Annotated in this window: 17 protein-coding genes, 1 pseudogene and 1 other annotated feature; all 18 genes and pseudogenes read left to right on the top strand. The window is 34.3% G+C overall.

Annotated elements, in window-relative coordinates; genetic code table 11:
* Positions 1-74: 74 nt before the first annotated feature.
* The 18 genes and pseudogenes from bioB to MWH25_RS06705 all read left to right on the top strand — a co-directional run bounded on the left by bioB (position 75) and on the right by MWH25_RS06705 (position 17,993).
* Complete coding sequence (gene bioB, locus MWH25_RS06790; protein ID WP_248626893.1) at positions 75-1,040, top strand: biotin synthase BioB; 966 nt, start codon at positions 75-77, stop codon at positions 1,038-1,040.
* Between the two features lie 2 nt (positions 1,041-1,042).
* Positions 1,043-1,531, top strand: coding sequence for a hypothetical protein (locus MWH25_RS06785; protein ID WP_248626892.1), 489 nt, complete (start codon positions 1,043-1,045; stop codon positions 1,529-1,531).
* Positions 1,524-2,345 (top strand): 6-carboxyhexanoate--CoA ligase, encoded by an 822-nt coding sequence (locus tag MWH25_RS06780; protein WP_248626891.1) that lies wholly within the window; start codon positions 1,524-1,526, stop codon positions 2,343-2,345. Before MWH25_RS06785 ends, MWH25_RS06780 begins: the two co-directional genes overlap by 8 nt.
* Positions 2,329-3,495, top strand: a complete 1,167-nt coding sequence (gene bioF / locus MWH25_RS06775) for an 8-amino-7-oxononanoate synthase (protein ID WP_248626890.1) — start codon at positions 2,329-2,331, stop codon at positions 3,493-3,495. The genes MWH25_RS06780 and bioF overlap by 17 nt, the downstream gene beginning before the upstream one ends.
* Before the next feature lie 12 nt (positions 3,496-3,507).
* Positions 3,508-4,212, top strand: coding sequence for a dethiobiotin synthase (gene bioD / locus MWH25_RS06770; protein ID WP_248626889.1), 705 nt, complete (start codon positions 3,508-3,510; stop codon positions 4,210-4,212).
* 256 nt (positions 4,213-4,468) lie between these two features.
* On the top strand, positions 4,469-5,830 hold the full coding sequence (bioA, locus tag MWH25_RS06765; protein WP_248626888.1) for an adenosylmethionine--8-amino-7-oxononanoate transaminase: 1,362 nt from the start codon (positions 4,469-4,471) through the stop codon (positions 5,828-5,830).
* Between the two features lie 118 nt (positions 5,831-5,948).
* Positions 5,949-6,183: a binding site (T-box leader), on the top strand.
* Positions 6,184-6,401: 218 nt separating this feature from the next.
* The gene (aroF, locus tag MWH25_RS06760) at positions 6,402-7,217 is read left to right on the top strand and encodes a 3-deoxy-7-phosphoheptulonate synthase (protein WP_248626906.1); all 816 of its coding nucleotides are present in this window, start codon (positions 6,402-6,404) and stop codon (positions 7,215-7,217) included.
* Positions 7,218-8,660: 1,443 nt separating this feature from the next.
* Positions 8,661-10,121: pseudogene (mttB, locus tag MWH25_RS06755) on the top strand ([trimethylamine--corrinoid protein] Co-methyltransferase).
* Positions 10,122-10,399: 278 nt separating this feature from the next.
* Positions 10,400-11,032: a corrinoid protein gene (locus tag MWH25_RS06750; protein ID WP_248626887.1), complete on the top strand. Its 633-nt coding sequence runs from the start codon at positions 10,400-10,402 to the stop codon at positions 11,030-11,032.
* 129 nt (positions 11,033-11,161) lie between these two features.
* Positions 11,162-11,485, top strand: coding sequence for a pyrrolysine--tRNA(Pyl) ligase small subunit (gene pylSn, locus MWH25_RS06745; RefSeq protein ID WP_248626886.1), 324 nt, complete (start codon positions 11,162-11,164; stop codon positions 11,483-11,485).
* A gap of 19 nt (positions 11,486-11,504) precedes the next feature.
* On the top strand, positions 11,505-12,341 hold the full coding sequence (gene pylSc / locus MWH25_RS06740) for a pyrrolysine--tRNA(Pyl) ligase large subunit (RefSeq protein WP_248626885.1): 837 nt from the start codon (positions 11,505-11,507) through the stop codon (positions 12,339-12,341).
* A gap of 18 nt (positions 12,342-12,359) precedes the next feature.
* Positions 12,360-13,466 carry a methylornithine synthase PylB gene (gene pylB / locus MWH25_RS06735; RefSeq protein WP_248626884.1) on the top strand — a complete coding sequence of 369 codons (1,107 nt, stop codon included), beginning with the start codon at positions 12,360-12,362 and terminating at the stop codon, positions 13,464-13,466.
* Positions 13,467-13,494: 28 nt separating this feature from the next.
* Positions 13,495-14,646, top strand: coding sequence for a 3-methylornithine--L-lysine ligase PylC (gene pylC, locus MWH25_RS06730; RefSeq protein ID WP_248626883.1), 1,152 nt, complete (start codon positions 13,495-13,497; stop codon positions 14,644-14,646).
* Positions 14,647-14,675: 29 nt separating this feature from the next.
* Positions 14,676-15,485, top strand: coding sequence for a 3-methylornithyl-N6-L-lysine dehydrogenase PylD (gene pylD, locus MWH25_RS06725; RefSeq protein ID WP_248626882.1), 810 nt, complete (start codon positions 14,676-14,678; stop codon positions 15,483-15,485).
* 77 nt (positions 15,486-15,562) lie between these two features.
* The gene (locus MWH25_RS06720) at positions 15,563-16,213 is read left to right on the top strand and encodes a DUF1638 domain-containing protein (RefSeq protein ID WP_248626881.1); all 651 of its coding nucleotides are present in this window, start codon (positions 15,563-15,565) and stop codon (positions 16,211-16,213) included.
* Between the two features lie 244 nt (positions 16,214-16,457).
* Complete coding sequence (locus MWH25_RS06715; protein ID WP_248626880.1) at positions 16,458-16,619, top strand: hypothetical protein; 162 nt, start codon at positions 16,458-16,460, stop codon at positions 16,617-16,619.
* Positions 16,612-17,019 (top strand): IS200/IS605 family transposase, encoded by a 408-nt coding sequence (gene tnpA / locus MWH25_RS06710; RefSeq protein ID WP_248626879.1) that lies wholly within the window; start codon positions 16,612-16,614, stop codon positions 17,017-17,019. The genes MWH25_RS06715 and tnpA overlap by 8 nt, the downstream gene beginning before the upstream one ends.
* An 11-nt stretch (positions 17,020-17,030) precedes the next feature.
* A complete protein-coding gene (locus MWH25_RS06705; RefSeq protein ID WP_248626878.1) occupies positions 17,031-17,993 on the top strand; it encodes a transposase in 963 nt (320 codons plus the stop codon).
* The last annotated feature ends 38 nt before the right edge of the window (positions 17,994-18,031 follow it).

Raw genomic sequence — 18,031 nt, 5'->3', positions numbered from 1 at the left:
CAGTGAAATTTTTTATTTAAATTGTCAACTTTAAATAAAAGTGGTTAACAAAATGTTATAGAAAGGTGGGAAGTATGCTTTTGACGTTACAGAAAGTATTAGCAGGAGTAGAGATTATTAAAGAGGAGGCATTAGGTTTAGTAGAATTAGAAGAAGGAAGTACAATGGAGTTATTAGCAGCAGCTAATCGGATTAAGAATCAATTTATTGGTCAGAAGATAGATTTATGTTCGATTGTCAATGCTAAATCAGGTAGTTGTTCAGAGGATTGTACCTTCTGTTCGCAATCTGTTCATTATGATACTCCAGTAACTACTTATCCTTTATTAGAACAAGATGAGGTGTTAGAGCGAGCTAAAAGTATGGAAGAGAGTGGGGCAGAGCATTTTGGACTAGTAACTAGTGGTCGTGGGGTTGTTAGTGCTCAGGAGTTTGAAGAGTTATTAGAGACTATTAGACTAATTAAAGAGGAGACGACTTTAGAACCATGTGCTTCCTTAGGTACATTAGATGATGAACGGGCCAAAAAGTTGGCCCAGGTAGGTTTGAAAAGATATAATCATAATTTAGAGACTTCTAGAAGTTATTTTCCAAAAATTTGTACTACTCATGACTATGAAGAGCGGATTAAGACAGTTAGGGTACTTAAGAAGTGGGGGGTTGAGGTCTGTTGTGGGGGAATTATTGGTTTGGGTGAAAGCTTTGCTGATAGAATTGATTTAGCTTTTACCTTAAAGGAGTTGGATGTCGACTCAGTACCACTTAATATCTTAAATCCTGTAGGGGGAACACCTGTAGAAGATAATGAGCCTGTATCTCCAATGGAGGCTTTAAAGACAGCAGCGATCTTTAGATTTATTTTACCAACTAAGACGATTAAGTTATGTGGGGGACGGGAAGTTAACTTACGTGATTTACAATCTTTAAGTCTATTATCAGGAGTTAATGGTCTATTAGTTGGTAACTATTTAACTACGGAAGGTCGTTCTGTAGAGGAGGACTTACAAATGATTAAGGATTTGGGATTGCAGGAGGGATAATCATGGAAAATAAGACTACAGAATTAACAAGAATTGCTTTGTTGGCAGTCTTAATTACAGTAAGTGGTATTTTTAAAATTCCAGGGCCAGCAGGGAGTGGCTTTCAACTATCAGCTCCAATTGCAGTAGCAATAGCAGCAGTCTTTGGGTTTAGAAGGTATATCTTAGCTGGTTTAATTTCCAGTGGAGTTGGTTTTATTTTTGGAACTCAGACTATAATCCATATTACTATTGCTATGATATTTAGAGGAGTTGCTGGAGGGCTAATTGCTTTAGTTGGACCAAGCTTATTGATCATTGTAATTGCGGGGCCACTAGGTTCAATTGCAGCTAGATTTTTTTTGAGTCTGATCTTAAGCCAGAGCTTTTTACCGTTAGTAATAGCTGCTGTGCCAGGGATTATATTTACGGCAGTATTTACTTATCCATTGATTATCGTTTTAAGAAGGGTTGTGTGTAAGATTGATCAAGGAGCTTTAGCTTATGGTTAAAGATTATTTTAGTTTGCGAATGAGAGCAACTAAGGAGCAACAGCATATTTCAGGAGCAGAAAGAATCATTACAGCAGCAAGAATTGAGAGTGCTGCAGCTAAATTAATTAGGCGAGCAAGAGAACATGCTCATGGTCAAGCAGATGTTATAAATTTAACTTTAGAGTTGTTAGAGAATGAGATAACAGAAATAAGCTCATTGCCAATAAGAACTATTAAACAAGATGATTATCGGTTAGCTAGGGATGAGGTTAAGGATTTATTAGTTCAGCTTGGGATCAACAAACAAGCCACTTCAAAAGCGATTAATTTATTAGCCAAAGGGGCCAATCCTAAGGGTGAGAATATGCGAGGAGCTGTGATTATGGAGTTAACTTCTGCTAATAGATTAGAAGGTGATCAATTTCGAGGGGTTAGAGCTAGTAGGATGGATTATAGTGGAGAAGCTAAGGAAAGATTACTTAAGTTATTAGAAGATAATGAGTTAAATCGCACTCATATTCCCGAAGCTTTGGCCTTGGCTAGTAAGGTTGTTGCTCATCGACAAATAGTAGCTGAGTTGTGTTGGTCAGATGATCCTGATTATACTGGAGGTTATGTAGCTAACCAAGAGCTTGGTTATTGCCGTTTTCCTTTTCTTAAGCCAGAGGGATTAGGCAGAGGGGGGAGGGTCTTTTTTGTCCAGCCTGGTTTAGATTTATCAGAGTTAGTCGATTATCTGGAGCAAAAACCGGTCTTAGTTACTCAATTAAATCCTAATATTAAAGAGTATCAGACAATTACTGAGGTGATAACTAATGCAGAATTGGGATGAAAAGTTAAATTCATTGCAAAAGCAGGGTTTATATCGTAAGTTAAAAGAGTTAGGGCAAGCCCAGAAACCTTGGACAGTTGTTGATGGGCAGAAAGTATTACTGTTAGCTTCTAATAATTATCTAGGGTTGACAACAAATTCTCAAGTAATAGACAGAACAGTAGAAGTGATTGAAGAGTATGGTACTGGTTCAGGGGGCTCTAGATTAACGACTGGTAGTTATGATCTACATCAAGAACTGGAGAAAAGACTGGCAAGGTTTAAAGGGGCTGAAGCAGCGATTATCTTCAATACTGGCTATATGGCTAACTTAGGGGTCTTGACTACGATAGTAAGGGAAGGGGATCTAATCTTAAGTGATCAGTTGAATCATGCCAGTATTATTGATGGTTGTCGATTAAGTAAGGCAGATGTAGAGATCTATCACCATGCTGACTTAGAGGAATTAGAAGCTAAGCTAGCAGAAAGCCAAGATTATAACAGTAGGTTGATAGTAACTGATGGTGTCTTCAGTATGGATGGAGACTTGGCTCCTTTGCCTAAGATAGTTGAGCTAGCTAAAAAATATAATGCTTTAACGATGGTTGATGATGCTCATGGGACTGGAGTTTTAGGTGAGCAAGGTGGTGGAATCGTTGAGTATTTTGATTTAAAGGAAGAGATAGATATTCAGCTGGGGACTTTAAGCAAGGCATTAGCTGCTGAAGGTGGTTTTGTAGCTGGAAGTGAACTAGTGGTTGATCTGTTACGTAATCAAGCTAGATCATTTATTTATTCTACTGCCTTAGCCCCAGGAACGATAGCAGCTGCTCTATCAGCATTAGATTATCTAGAGAGTAATTCCGATTTAATAATTGAACTAAGAAAGAATATCAGGTTATTAAAGGATGGGTTAAAAAAGTTAGGTTATCAGGTGTTGGATAGTCAAAGTGCAATTATTCCAATTATGATCGGTTCTAGTCAGCAGACAATGCAGTTAAGTAGTAGATTATTAGAAGAGCAGGTATTTGTTTCAGGGATTAGACCACCGACAGTTCCGAAAGGAAGCAGTAGGATTAGAGTTACAGTTATGACCAGTCATACGAAGGAAGATATAGAATTTGCTTTAGATAAATTTTTTAAGGTTGGTAAAGAATTAGGAATAATTTAAAGGAGTGACAGGATGAGGAATCTTTTTATTACAGGAACGGATACTGATATCGGTAAGACGATTGTGACGGCTGGCTTGGTGGCTACTTTGCAGCAAGATTATAAGACGACGGTGATGAAACCAGTACAGAGTGGAGCAGCGAAAAAAGAAGGAAAGTTGATTGCTCCTGATATCGATTTTGTTAAAAAGATGGTTGATTTAGAGGAAGATGAGCAATTAGTTAATCCAATTTTGTTGAAGGAACCGTTGGCTCCCAGTCTAGCTGCTAAACTGGAAGAGAGAGAGGTTGATTTAGAAGCAATTGATCAAGCCTATCGGAGTTTACAGGTAGAGAATGATTTAGTAGTAGTCGAAGGAGCCGGGGGGATGATCGTGCCAATTAGGGATGATTATCTGATCAGTGATCTGATTCAGCGCTTGGATTTACCGATTATTATTGTTGCTCGACCAAACTTAGGGACGATTAACCATACCTGCTTGACGGTGGAGTATGCCAGAGAGCAAGGAATTGATATTGTGGGGATTATTATCAATGGGCTACAAGAGGTCGGTATAGCAGAAAAGACCAACCCAAGAATAATTGAGGAGTTGACCGGTCTTCCTGTATTAGGGGTTTTACCATGGATTGAAGAGTTGGAGGAGAATAGAGAAGAGTTTATTCGAGTCTTTAAAGAGGAGATAGACTTAGATTATATAAAGGATTATCTTGTGCTGTAGAAAAATTAAACTTAATTACAATAATGTGGCACTTTTGTGCCACATTATTGAGTTGACAGTGTACGGTGTACAGTTTACAGTTAAGATCAAAACCTTAAAAAATTAAGACCTCTGAAATGCCTTATGTTCGCAGGTTTAGAGTGATTTTGATTTAAGATTCTAATGGTTTTAACTGTCAACCGTCAACTGTAAACTGTAAACTGATATTTAGTGGCAAAGTGCCACTAAATATCAATTAAGGGAAAGGAGAATTGTGATGACTGAATTGAGCTTACATGAAAAAGATAAAGAATATGTTTGGCACCCTTTTACCCAAATGAAGGAGTGGGTTGAGAGTAATAATCAGCAATTGATTATTGAGCGAGGCAAAGGAATAAAATTATACGATACTGAAGGTAATGAATATTATGATGGGGTTTCTTCAATCTGGTTGAATGTTCATGGTCATCAAAAAGAGGAGCTAGATCAAGCGATTAAAGATCAATTAGATAAGATAGCCCATTCAACAATGTTAGGTTTGGCTAATGTACCAGCAACTGAACTAGCTGAGAAATTAGTTGAGATTACGCCTGAAGAATTGAATAAGGTTTTTTACTCAGATAGTGGTTCAACAGCAGTAGAGATTGGTTTAAAGATGGCTTTTCAGTATTGGCAACAAAGGGAAGGGGACTATCAACTAAAGCAGAAATTTATCACTTTACAACATGCATATCATGGTGATACAGTTGGTTCGGTCAGTGTAGGTGGGATTGATTTATTCCATCAAATTTATAAACCTTTATTATTTGATAGTTTGCAAGCTCCTGCACCTTATTGTTATCGCTGCCCATATGATGAAGAGGAAGGAAAGTGTAATTTGAGCTGTGTTAAAGAGTTAGAGCAACTAATGAAAGAACATCATCAAGAGGTAGCAGCTATAGTAATTGAACCATTAGTCCAAGGAGCAGGAGGGATGATTATTGCTCCAGATGGATATTTGGCTAAGGTAAGAGAGCTAGCAACAAAGTATAATATCTTAATGATAGCTGATGAAGTGGCTGTTGGCTTTGGACGGACAGGGAAGATGTTTGCTTGTGAGCATGAAGCTGTTCAACCAGATATTATGACAGTAGCAAAAGGAATCAGTGGAGGTTATTTGCCTATTTCTGCTACATTGACGACCAATGAAATTTATGATGCTTTTTATGATGATTATGAAACACAAAAGACTTTTTTTCATGGTCATTCTTACACAGGTAATCCTTTAGCAGCAGCAGTTTCAGTAGCAAATATTAACTTATTTGAACAGGAAGATATTTTAGGACAGATGCCAGCTAAGATTGAATTAGTAGCTGAGAAGTTAAAGGAGATTGAAGAGTTGGCCCAGGTAGGAGATGTGCGACAGAAAGGATTGATGGTTGGGATAGAATTGGTTAAGAATAAAGCAACTAAAGAGCCTTATTCATGGCAGGATAAGATGGGAGTTAAGGTTTGTACGAAGGCTCGAGAAATGGGGATGATTATTCGTCCCTTAGGAAATGTAGTTGTCTTTATGCCACCATTATGCACTACTACGGAACAATTAATAGCGATGGTAGAGATAACCAAACAATCAATTGAAAAAATTACCATAAATTAGACACAGTTTAACTGAGGGCTGTATATAATAATATAAAGCTGGTCTTGACAAATTAAAATTTAACTGTTAAAATGAATAACAACATAAATGACAATGATTGAGCGAACAAATAAATAACTTAAAAGCGAAGAAGGAGTTAAGTAGATTAAAGGTTTTTCTTGTAGAGAGGAGATGTCATCGGCTGGGAGCATCTCTAAGAAGCTTTAATTGAAATTTCGCTCTGGAGCTGTATAACTGAAATTTCTTAGTAAGTTATACCGGTAATCAAATCGTTATTTAAACTAGTGGGTCAGTAGTAATGGCCAATTAGGGTGGTACCACGGAACTTAAACCTATCTTGTTTCGTCCTATTATGGATGGCAAGGTAGGTTTTTTTGTATTTAGCTATGAGCTAGGAGTTGTGAGCTTTGAGTTTCCTACGGGTCTTAAAAAACAAGACCCTTCGTGAAAACCATAAAAACCATATCAATTAGACGGGGGTGTAGAGAAATTTAGTTGTCTGCGAAGTATTGTAATGACAGGCTTTAATTTAGCTGAGAGCGTTAAATTATCAAAGGGGAGTGGATTAAAAATGTTGAGTAATTTAGGAGTAGAGAATAAACATGATGTGATTAAGGTAGGCGATGATTTGAAGATTGGTGGAGAAGAGTTAGTAGTTATGGCTGGACCATGTGCAGTAGAAGGTAGGAAGCAGTTGCTAGAGACAGCAGAGGAAGTCAAAAAGAATGGTGGTCAGATTTTACGTGGTGGTGCTTTTAAGCCTCGTACTTCCCCGCATAGTTTTCAAGGATTAGGTGAAGAAGGGTTGGAATTGTTGGCTGAGGCTAGAGAGAAGACAGGGCTTAAGGTAGTTACTGAAGTTATTGATTCAGAAGATCTAGAATTGGTTAATTCCTATGCTGATATTTTACAGATTGGTTCTCGTAATATGCAAAACTATGGTTTATTAAAGAAGTTAGGTCAAGTAGATACACCAGTAATGTTAAAGCGCGGTTATGCTGCTACGATTAAGGAGTGGTTATTGGCAGCAGAATATATTATCTCTCATGGTAATCCAAGAGTGATTTTATGTGAACGGGGAATTAGAACTTTTGAAACTGCCACGAGAAATACTCTTGATTTAAATGCAATTGCTCTAATTAAAGAGGTTACTAACTTACCGATTATTATCGATCCAAGCCACGGTACTGGCAAGAGAAGTTTAGTAAGTCCTTTAGCTAAGGCAGGAATTACTGCTGGAGCAGATGGAATTATTGTGGAGATTCACCCGCGACCGGAAGAGGCTTTATGTGATGGACAGCAGTCTTTATTACCACAGGACTTCGGTAATTTAATTACAGAATTAGAACGGATTGCTCAAGCTATTGATAGAAAATTGGTTGGGTAAGGTACTAATCATCGAGTTTGATGAATAAAGATCGTTTAAGCTTAATTACAAAATAGTGTGAGTGTCAGTGTCGGTGTGAGTGAAAAAGCACAAGACCAAATCTTTTTAGTTCAAAATCTTTTAAAGTTCTTGACTTTAACTGATACTCATTACTTACACTGATATTGTACATCAATTGTTTTAAGATTTTTAACTGTCAATTGTCAACTGATGATTAAAGGTTGTTAATTACTTATGAATATCAATGGTATTTAGATCATAACCAAGATGATTATCATATATTCTATTTTAGAGAAATTTTAGTTGTTTATAGAGATCAAGACTAGATATTCATATATTTTAAAAAAATACATTTTATTGCAGGAATTATAAATTTAGTGTAGAAATGCTAAGATAGACAGAGTAAAAAAACAGTCATAAAATCAAAAAAGCAAAAAAATAATTTTAACACATCAAACTAAAATCTCAAAAAATTAATGTGGAGGGTTGGTCGGAAGGACCGCGTAGGCTCTAACCCTATGCAGCCGGGTGTAACACCCGGATCCTCCGCCAAATCAACTAAATACGATATTTTAATAAATTAATCTTTCCTTAAGATATAAAATATTCTGTGATAACTTACTCACCAAGTAGATTCTTAATTTTATCTATTATTCCTTAAGAATATCAAATCCTTTCTCAAATTATAGTATAATTATTAACTACATAATATTAGTGGATTTAAATTTAGCTTTCTAGGACAATTAGATAAACTTTTAGTAACACCTACCTCAGTTTAATACATAATTATCTAATTAACTTCTTTTATATTGATATATTGTATTCAGATCATAACTAAGATGATTATCATATACTCTATTTTGGAAAAATTTTAGTTGTTTATAGAGATCAAGACTAGATATTCATATATTTAAAAAAATACATTTTATTACAGGGATTATAAATTTAGTGTAGAAATGCTAAGATAGACAGAGTAAAAAATAGTCATAAAATCAACAAAGCAAAAAAATAATCTTAACACCTCAAATTAAAATCTCAAAAAATTAATGTGGAGCGTTGGTCGGAAGGACCGCGTAGGCTCTAACCCTATGCAGCCGGGTGTAACCGAATCCTCCGCTAAATACTCTAGAAATTAATTATTACCATTCCTAAATTAGAGATATAATTGATTAAACTTACCAATCAAAAATTTTAAAATATTAATTTATTTTCAAATATATATTATATAGTAGAATTAATTGAAGTAATAATACCTTGTAAAGATAGGTGCATAGCTTTTCATAGTAGTTTATTTGTCATAATCTTTAGAATTATCTATTGATTATGAAGCAAATAAAATAAAAACTCCATGAAAGGTGGTGAGAGTCAAAAAAATTAGCTATTATTTAATGTATAGGAGTAGTTAGTCAAAAATCTAATAAAAAATGAAAGGGGAGATAGTTGATGACAGTAAGAAATTCAAGCTCTTATTACCCACAAAAGCAAGGTTTTAATGTAGATATGTATACTGAAGAGGAACTACAACAGATTCATTTTGCCACGCTTGAAGTGTTATGGACTAATGGAATGCATATAACTAATGATGAGGCTTTAGATATTTTTGAAGATGCTGGAGCTAAAGTTGATCGAGGTAGTGGAACGGTCAAAATTCCTCCATATATGGTTGAGGATGCTATTAGATCTGCACCACCTGAAATCTTACTTGCAGGTCGTAATTCAGAAAAAGATGTTGTTATGGGGGGAAGTCGAGTTAATTTTACCACTTTTGGAGCTGGAGTTAGAATAGTTGATATTGAAAGTGGGGACTTAAGAGAACCAACTAAAGCTGACTTAGGAGATACTGCTCGAGTAGCTGATTATTTGGATCAAATTGATATTTATTCTCATGCAGTTACAGGTAGTGACTGTCCAAATGAAAACGTCGATCTTCACGAAGCAGAAGCTTTCTTAACAAATACAAGTAAGCACTGTATGCACATTGATTTAACTTGTGGTGAAAATGCTAAGAAGTATTTAGAAATGGGAGCAGCTATTGTAGGAGGAATGGAGAAGTTAAGAGAAAGACCTATTATTTCTGCTTTGGTTTGTCCACAAAGTCCTCTAGAATTACATGGTGATGCTGCTCAAATCATAATTGAATTTGCTCGAGAAGGAATTCCTGTTAATGTTCTATCAATGGCAATGTCTGGTGCTACAGTTCCAGTAACGATTGCAGGAACTTTAGTAAGCCATAATGCTGAGGTTTTAGCAGGTATTGTTCTTACTCAGTTAGTAAATAAAGGAACACCTGTAATGTACGGTAGTTCTACTACTTCATTTGATTTAATGTACTCTACTGCACCAGTAGGTTCCCCTGAGATGGGAATATGTAACGGAGGTGTAGCAAGATTAGCTAGATACTACAATCTACCTAGTTATACTGCGGGTGGCTAGGCAGATAGTAAATTATGTGATGTCCAAGCAGGACATGAAAAGACACTCACCTATTTATTGCCAGCAATGGCAGGTTCTAACATGCTCTATGGCTCAGGTATGTTAGAATTAGGGATGACTTTTAGTTATACTCAATTAGTAATAGATAATCAGATTGCTAAGATGGTTAGAAGAGTACTTCAAGGGGTAGAGGTTTCAGATGAGACCTTAGCCGTTGATGTAATGAAGGAAGTTGGTTGTGGTGGTAACTTCTTGACTCAACAGCATACTATGGATTATATGCGTAGTGAGCAGGCTACTGTAGATATCTTTGACCGAAAGATGCTTGAAACTTGGGAAGCTGAAGGTAAAATAGGTGCTGCTGAAAGAGCTACTACAAAAGCTAAAGATATCCTTGAAAATCACGAGCCAGAGCCATTAGATGAGGATGTTAAAGCTAAGTTAAGAGAAATTGTAGAAAGTGCAAAGTAATCTCTAATTTCAATTGTGATTTAAAGTAGTTTAAATTTTAACTACTAAATATCTTTAGCTAGGAAGGATGCAGAGTCATCAGTTCTAGCTAAAGAAAAGTAGGAAGTAATAATATCAATACTAGCTGAAAGGAATGTAGGTGCATTTCTTTTAGCTAGTAATTGTTATTAATAAATTTATTTACAAAATTAATTTAAGAGTATTGGAAATTATTTGGTGGATTAGGAATTAGGTATAATATATTATAGTTTGAAGTATAATTAGGGGGGGTTATTAAAATGAGTAAAATGGAAAAGGTTGTTGAAGAAGTAATTGCAGGGAATATTGATGGAGTGACTGAACTGACTCAAGAACTAGTAGATGAAGGGATAGAACCAAGTCAGATCATTAAAGAAGGTTTGGTTGCTGGAATGGATGTTGTAGGAGGTAGATTTAAGAAGAATGAAATGTTTGTACCAGAAGTCTTAATTTCTGCTAAAGCAATGCATGGAGGAATGGATATAGTTAAACCTTTATTAACAGAAGGGGAGAGCAGTTCTGCTGGAACTGTAATTATGGCTACTGTAGAAGGTGACTTACATGATATAGGTAAGAATTTGGTAGCAATGATGTTAGAAGGGGCTGGATTTGAAGTGATTGATTTAGGAGTGGATGTAACAGCAGATGAATTTGTAGAAGCTGTTAAGGAGCATCAGCCTGATATTGTTGGGTTATCGGCATTATTAACTACAACTATGCCAGCTATGGAAGAGACTATTAAGTCGTTAGAAGAAGCAGGAATTAGAGATCAAGTTAAGGTTATGGTTGGTGGAGCACCGGTCAGTGAAGATTTTGCTAATGAGATTGGTGCTGATGGTTATGCTGCAGATGGAAGTACTGCTACTGATATATCTAGAGAATTTGTAAAATAAAAAAATTAATTTAAGTAAATAACAGAGGAGAAATTTTTCTCCTCTGTTATTTATTAAATTCATATAAATTAAAAATAATTATTTATTTTTCCCTCTATTACTTAGAGGTTTAAAGGAGAGATTAATAAGATGAGTCCAAAGAAAAAATTTAAACATCCAAATTCTAATCAAGCTAAATATACCTTCCATAAGAAGTCTGATCTGTTTTATCTATTAAAAAAAATTAAACTTTGGCCTTCGCGTGTTGGATTATTGCACGGGATTAAGTCAATTGATATTAATAGTACTTATGCTGATATCTTATTACATTGTGGTCACCAATTGACTGTAAAAAATTCTAAAAATAGTCGGGCAGCACGGTGGTTAAGGAATAAATGGATGGTTGAGCCTTGTAAGCGGTGTGCTGTTCCTGACTGGAAGCTAGAAAAGTATAGAAATACTACTTTCAAATAATTTATTGGGGGCATAGTAGATGAAATTTACTCAAACTCAACAGCAAAGAATAATTGAGCTAGATTTAACAGGAGAGTATGTAGCTAAGACTGAGGAAGAGTTTGCTTCCTTAGAAGAAAGAGAAGCTGCATTTAGAGAAATCGACCAAGAATTGATTAAGGAAAATCAAAGACGTCTAGTTGAATTTATTGATCATAAACATCAATCTAGTTTAAGAAAGAATGAATTTAAGATAGTTGATAGCCTTACTCAACTAGGATTTTCAGAGGTTATAACACCAATTAAGTTGGCTCAAGGGCACTTAAAGAAGATGGGAATAAATGAAGAACATCCATTATGGAAGCAAGTTTACTGGGTTGATGATGGAAAGTATTGTCTGCGACCAATGTTAGCTCCTAACTTGTATTATCTTCTCGGTTATTTTGAAGGGTCTTTATCTAAACCAGTTAAAATTTTTGAAATTGGCCCTTGCTTTCGTAAAGAATCAAGAGGAAGTAAGCATCTTTCTGAATTTACGATGCTTAATATAGTTGAATTAGGGCCAACAGGGGATCCTTGTGTTAGGTTAAAATCACTAATTGAAGAGTTGATGTCTACTTTAGAGCTTGACTATTATTTAGAGGAAGAGGAGTCTGCTGTTTATAATAAGACAATAGATGTAATGGTTGATGGTGTTGAGGTTGGTTCGGCTGCCATTGGTCCTCATTCTTTAGATAGAGCATGGAATATTAGTCAGCCGTGGGTTGGAGTTGGTTTTGGTCTAGAAAGATTGGTTATGTGTAAAGAAGATTTGAATAATATAAAGCGAGTAGGTCGAAGTTTAATTTATCAAGATGGAGCTAGATTAAACATTTAATGGTAAAGGTGTGGGAAAATGACTAAAAATAGTTTCAAAATTGAAGGTATTCTAAATAAAGCTTTAAATGGGGTTGATTTAAAGCCAGAAGATATTCATCAAATTTTAAGCCTTGAGGATCAAGATTTAATTCAACAAGTATTTGAAACAGCTCAAGAAATAAGAAGACGTTATTTTGGCAATGAATTATTTCTATATGGATTTGTATATTTTTCTACCTTTTGTAAAAATGAATGTACATTCTGTTATTATCGCAACTCTAATCAACAAAGTCCTCGTTATAGAAAATCTGTTGAGGAGACAATTAAGATTTCTAAATCACTTGCAGATTCTGGAGTTCACTTGATTGATTTAACAATGGGAGAAGATCCAGTATTTTATGAAACAAATAATTTTGAAAAACTAGCTAATCTTGTTAATGATATCAAGTTAGAAACAGAACTTCCTGTCATGATTTCTCCTGGTCTTTTACCTCGAGAGGAAGTAACTAATTTAATAGATTCAGGAGCAGATTTTTATGCTTGTTATCAAGAAACACATAATCAAGATCTCTTTCAAAAATTACGGCTTGAGCAGGAGTATAAGGAAAGATTAGAGATTAAAAGTTTTGCTAAAGAAAATGGGATGCTGATTGAAGATGGAATTTTATTAGGAGTTGGAGAAGATATTAAAGATCGGGTTAATTCAATTTTGACAATGAAAGAGTTAGGGGTTCATCAAGGTAGAGTTATGAGCTTTGTTGCTCAAAATGGGACTCCAATGGAAGAATATCCCACTACTTCCCCCTCACGAACCAAGGAATTATTGGTTATTGCAGTATTACGTTTAGTTTTAAAGGATAAATTAATTCCTGCTTCCTTAGATGTCGATGGAATTAAGGGTTTAGAGAAACGACTAATGGCAGGGGCAAATGTAATTACTTCAATTATTCCTCCGCGTTCTGGTTTAGCTGGTGTATCTAACTCTACATTGGATATTGAAGAAGGTCATCGAACTGTTCAAGGAGTTAAAAAAATTATTAAAAATTTAGATTTAGAGATTGCTACTAAAGAAGAATACAAAAGATGGATAGATAAAGAAAGAATTTCAGCAATAAAAAAAGACGTTAAAAGATCAAGTTGTTAAAAAATTATTTTGGTGAGGGGGGCTAACCTTGAAAGTTGCTGTAGTTGGTGGAGGATTACAAGGGATTGAGGTTGCCTATTTAGCTCATAAAGCTGGCTACGATGTTTTATTAGTTGATAAAAAAAGAGATGTTCCAGCAGCAAATTTAGCTGATCAATTTTTAGTCTGTAATATAGTAGAAGAGAAAGAGAAGTTTTTAGAAGGAATTAAAGGGGCTGCTTTGATCTTGCCTGCTACAGAAGATAATGATGCTCTTAATGCTTTAGAAGAGCTAAACTTACAAATTAATCAACCTATTTTATTTGATTGGCAATCTTATCAGATTTCAAGTTCTAAAGAAGAATCTAAGAGGTTTTTTACTAAAAAAGGGGTTCCCAAAATTAAGGACTGGCCAGAAGCTAACTTTCCTCTAATCATTAAACCATCTCAAGCTAGTGGAAGTAAGGGGGTTTATAAAGCAACAAACCTTGAAGAATTAAATAATGTTTTAGCTACTTTAGATAAAACACCAATCATTGAAAAATATTTAACTGGACCATCTTATTCAATGGAAGTGGTAGCTTATAAGGGAAAGATCTTTCCTTTGGCAGTGACTTATCTTGATTTTGATGAACTTTTTGATTGTAAAAGGGTCATTTATTCTAGTGATTTAGATAACAAGATAGAAAAACAACTAGCTGATATATGTACTGTAATTGCTTGTGAACTTCCCTTAGAAGGAATTATGGACTTAGAAGTAATTGTTGAGCAGGGAGAGGTTAAGGTGTTAGAGATTGATGCACGCTTTCCTAGTCAGACTCCAATTACTGTTTTTTATGGAACAGGTTTAAATATGGTAGAGATTATGGCAGATTTATATTTAGGGAATATTACAGAGGTTAATAGTCCAAATTTAGGTAAGTCAGTTATTTATGAACATATTAAGGTGACAGATGAAAAAATCAAAATTTGTGGGGAGCATATTATATCAGAAGTCAATAATTTAGAAGTTATAGCTGATTTTTTTGGAGCTACTGAAGCTATAACTAATTATAGTTCTACAACTGGAGAGTGGGTTGCTACATTAATATTTGTTGCTGATTCTCTTGCAGAAGTATTTAGAGCTAGAAATGGAGCCTTAACTAAAATTCTAAATCAATTTTCTTTAGATAAATTTTCAGATCCAACAATCTTTGATTGATTTAAATTCTCAAACTGGAGGGGATACTCTTGACCAGGCTAGTATCTAAGCAAGTAATAGATATACCAGATACAATAGTAGCATATGATCGACAATTATCTGAGAAGCTCGGTTGTAACTTATTAGGGTTAGCTAACTATACAATTGGAACTAATTATACTGAAGAAATGTTGCGACAAAAGAAGGTAGCTATTATTCCGATAACGACAGGACAGGGATTAATTGGTGGATTTAGTGAAGCAGTAGCAGAAATTTTAAAGTTTATTGGTTTTGAAACCTTTATTACAGAGCAGACTGATCTTAGTGGTATTGATGAAGCTTATAGACGAAATGCAGATCTTTTATTTATGGCAGATGATAATACTTTTTTAGCCTTGAATTTAACTAAAAGAAAGTGGGTCAACAATGATCAAGCTACAGCTAAAGCTTATGTGAGTACTTTAAGTAAGCTAAGTAATGGTTTAAAGGATAAATCGGTTTTGGTGTTAGGTTTAGGGCCAATTGGTAGTGAGAGTGTTAAGTATTTAATTAAAGAGGGAGCTACGGTAGGGGTTTATGATTTAGAGGCTGAAAAGATGGAGGTTATTAAGGAGAAGTATAAGTCTCAAGTAAAGCTGATTGAAGATTCAGCTTCTGCCTTAAAAGATTATCAATTGATAATTGAAGCAACACCAGCTAGTGATACAATTTTAGCAGATTGTATAGATGCTCAGACCTTTATTGCAGCACCTGGTGTACCTTTAGGTCTTACTCGGGAGGCTCTCGATAAAGTTGGGAGCAACTTGATTCATGATCCTTTGCAGTTAGGGGTAGCTGTGATGGGGCTTGAAGCTTTATAATAAACTTAGAATTTAAATATGAAAGAATTAACTAGATGAGTTAATAAATGAGGTGATTTTAAAGGGGGTACCCTAAGATGAAAAAGAAGATAATTGCTTGTAAGGTTTTGAAGGATGAAATTGAAGCAGTAGCTAAAGAAGAACTTGACTGTCAATTTTTAGATTATGAGTTGCATAATACTCCTGAAAATTTAACTGAGCAATTGCAGCAGGCTATAGATGAAAGTGGAGATTACGCTCTCTTATTAATTGGCTATGGTAAATGTAGTAATGGAACAATTGGGATTAATAGTAGAGAATATAATCTGGTTATACCTAGAGTAGAAGACTGTATTGGAGTCTTTTTAGGTTCAAATCTTGCTTATCATCAAGCTTTTCATGAAGAACCAGGGACTTATTATTTAACTAAAGGCTGGATAGAATCAGGTTCTGATCCTTATAGAGAGTATCAAGAGTATGTAGAGAAGTATGGGAAAGAACAAGGTGAGTGGCTTTTTAATGAATGTTATAAAAATTATAGTAAGCTAGCTTTAATAGATACTGGTGCTTATGAAATAGAAGAGTATAGAAGTTATACTCAAAAGGCGGCTAAATTTTGTGATTTTAAGTATCAAGAACTAGAGGGAACTTTAAAGTTAATAGATGAGTTGGTTAATAGTGATGGTCAATGGGATGAAAAGTTTATTACTGTTGGCTCTAATACTGAGATTACTGCAGAGATGTTTTAAAAATTTTTTAAGCTCTTTAATTAATGTTGTGAAAAATTCAGTTCATTGTAGTTAATACCTGTTATAGATTTTATCGGCAGAAAACCAGATGGGCTTGCCCTCTGGATGAATGCCGATATTTTTTAATGCAATTAAATATTGGATTAAAAAATATAATATCCTTCCAACTTCCTATAAAACTAATTTCTCTTATTTACATATACATTCTACTATGACATAATGTATATGTAAGGAGGGATAACTAATGAAAAATGTTCAAATTAATATTTCTATTCCTGAAAACTGGAAAGATGAAATTGAAAATTTAGCAAGAATATACTCTGTTGAAGAAGAATCTACATTGACTTATTTAGACCTAATGCGTAGGGCTATACAAGAAAAATATGAGCTAGATAGCGATGAGTAATGATTACAAAAGTTTAAGTCATTGTAGATATTTATTACAGTATCATCTTGTATGGTGTCCTAAATTTAGATTTGAAGTCATACAGGGAGATATAGAACAGTCATTAAAAAATATTCTTGCTAATGTATGCAATAAATATCAATATGAAATTTTAGAATTAGAAGTAATGACAGACCATATACACATTTTTCTATCAGCCAAACCAACAGTAGCACCTACTGACATAGTTAGGACTTTAAAAAGTATTTCTGCAATAAAGCTATTTAAAGAATATCCTAAATTAAAGAAATTCTATGCTTGTTGTGGTTCTCTTTGGAGTAAAGGCTACTTTGTAAGCACAATCGAAAATGTAAGTTTTCATACTATTAAGAGATATATTCAAAATCAAAAATCTAATTAGGAGGTGGAATTATGCAGACCAAAATTGTAGATAAAGCATATAGTTTTAGAATTATACCAAATAAAGAGCAAGAAGAGCTAATCAATAAAAATATAGGTTGTGTTCGGTTTGTATTTAACCACTTCCTAGCTCAATCTAAAGATGATAAATACTTATTATCATCTAAATTTGCTACGCAATTACCTAAGCTAAAGAAAAAATTTAATTGGTTGAGAAAAGTTGATAGCATTTCTTTACAACAATCTCTAAAAGATTTAGATAAAGCATTTAAGCGTTTCTTTAAAGGTTTAGGTGGTTTTCCTAAATTCAAATCTAAAAAGAATAATAAGCAATCTTATAGAACTCAATATTTCAAGCGTTCTAGTGGAACTGAAAGTATTGAGATTAAAGATAATAAAATCAAACTACCTAAACTTGGTTGGGTAAGATTTAGAAAATCTAGAGAAGTTACAGGCGAAATTCAAAATGTAACTATTAGAAAATCTAAGACAGGAAAATACTATATTTCTGTATGTGTTCAAGAAAAAGTAGAAGAACTACCTCAAACTGATAAAGCCATTGGTATAGATTTAGGCTTGAAAGACTTTCTAATTACTTCTAATGAAGAAGTGGTTTCTAATCCTAGAACTCTATCCAAATATGAAAATAAAATTGCTAGACTAAATAAAAGACTTGCTAAAAAAGAAGAAGGTTCAAATAATTGGTATAAAGTAAAGAATAAATTAGCTAAAGTATACGAGAAAGTAGTTAATATTAGAAAAGACTTCTTACATAAACTTTCGACTAAATTAATTTGTGAAAACCAAACAATAGTAGTTGAAAGTTTAAAAGTTAAGAGTATGCTTAAAAATTCTAAACTAGCAAAAAGTATCTCTGATGTATCTTGGTCTAAATTCGTTGACTATTTAAACTATAAAGCTGAATGGTATGGTAAGGAATGTGCGACTTGTTGCAATTTAAAAAGAATTGCCTAGTATTATGGAGGCAACTCATAATAACTAGAACTGAAGGA

The sequence above is a fragment of the Natroniella acetigena genome (assembly GCF_023227745.1).
GTDB lineage: Bacteria > Bacillota > Halanaerobiia > Halobacteroidales > Halobacteroidaceae > Natroniella > Natroniella acetigena.
This window is presented reverse-complemented; position numbering and strand designations above follow the sequence as displayed.

Excerpts from the sequence above, each read along its gene's own strand:
- MWH25_RS06705 (WP_248626878.1), top strand. The coding sequence starts at position 17,031 with ATGCAGACCAAAATTGTAGATAAAGCATATAGTTTTAGAATTATACCA.
- tnpA (WP_248626879.1), top strand. The coding sequence starts at position 16,612 with ATGAGTAATGATTACAAAAGTTTAAGTCATTGTAGATATTTATTACAG.
- pylSc (WP_248626885.1), top strand. The coding sequence starts at position 11,505 with ATGAAATTTACTCAAACTCAACAGCAAAGAATAATTGAGCTAGATTTA.
- bioF (WP_248626890.1), top strand. The coding sequence starts at position 2,329 with ATGCAGAATTGGGATGAAAAGTTAAATTCATTGCAAAAGCAGGGTTTA.
- bioB (WP_248626893.1), top strand. The coding sequence starts at position 75 with ATGCTTTTGACGTTACAGAAAGTATTAGCAGGAGTAGAGATTATTAAA.
- MWH25_RS06720 (WP_248626881.1), top strand. The coding sequence starts at position 15,563 with ATGAAAAAGAAGATAATTGCTTGTAAGGTTTTGAAGGATGAAATTGAA.
- MWH25_RS06715 (WP_248626880.1), top strand. The coding sequence starts at position 16,458 with ATGAAAAATGTTCAAATTAATATTTCTATTCCTGAAAACTGGAAAGAT.
- bioD (WP_248626889.1), top strand. The coding sequence starts at position 3,508 with ATGAGGAATCTTTTTATTACAGGAACGGATACTGATATCGGTAAGACG.
- pylB (WP_248626884.1), top strand. The coding sequence starts at position 12,360 with ATGACTAAAAATAGTTTCAAAATTGAAGGTATTCTAAATAAAGCTTTA.
- aroF (WP_248626906.1), top strand. The coding sequence starts at position 6,402 with ATGTTGAGTAATTTAGGAGTAGAGAATAAACATGATGTGATTAAGGTA.
- MWH25_RS06785 (WP_248626892.1), top strand. The coding sequence starts at position 1,043 with ATGGAAAATAAGACTACAGAATTAACAAGAATTGCTTTGTTGGCAGTC.
- pylSn (WP_248626886.1), top strand. The coding sequence starts at position 11,162 with ATGAGTCCAAAGAAAAAATTTAAACATCCAAATTCTAATCAAGCTAAA.
- MWH25_RS06780 (WP_248626891.1), top strand. The coding sequence starts at position 1,524 with ATGGTTAAAGATTATTTTAGTTTGCGAATGAGAGCAACTAAGGAGCAA.
- bioA (WP_248626888.1), top strand. The coding sequence starts at position 4,469 with ATGACTGAATTGAGCTTACATGAAAAAGATAAAGAATATGTTTGGCAC.
- MWH25_RS06750 (WP_248626887.1), top strand. The coding sequence starts at position 10,400 with ATGAGTAAAATGGAAAAGGTTGTTGAAGAAGTAATTGCAGGGAATATT.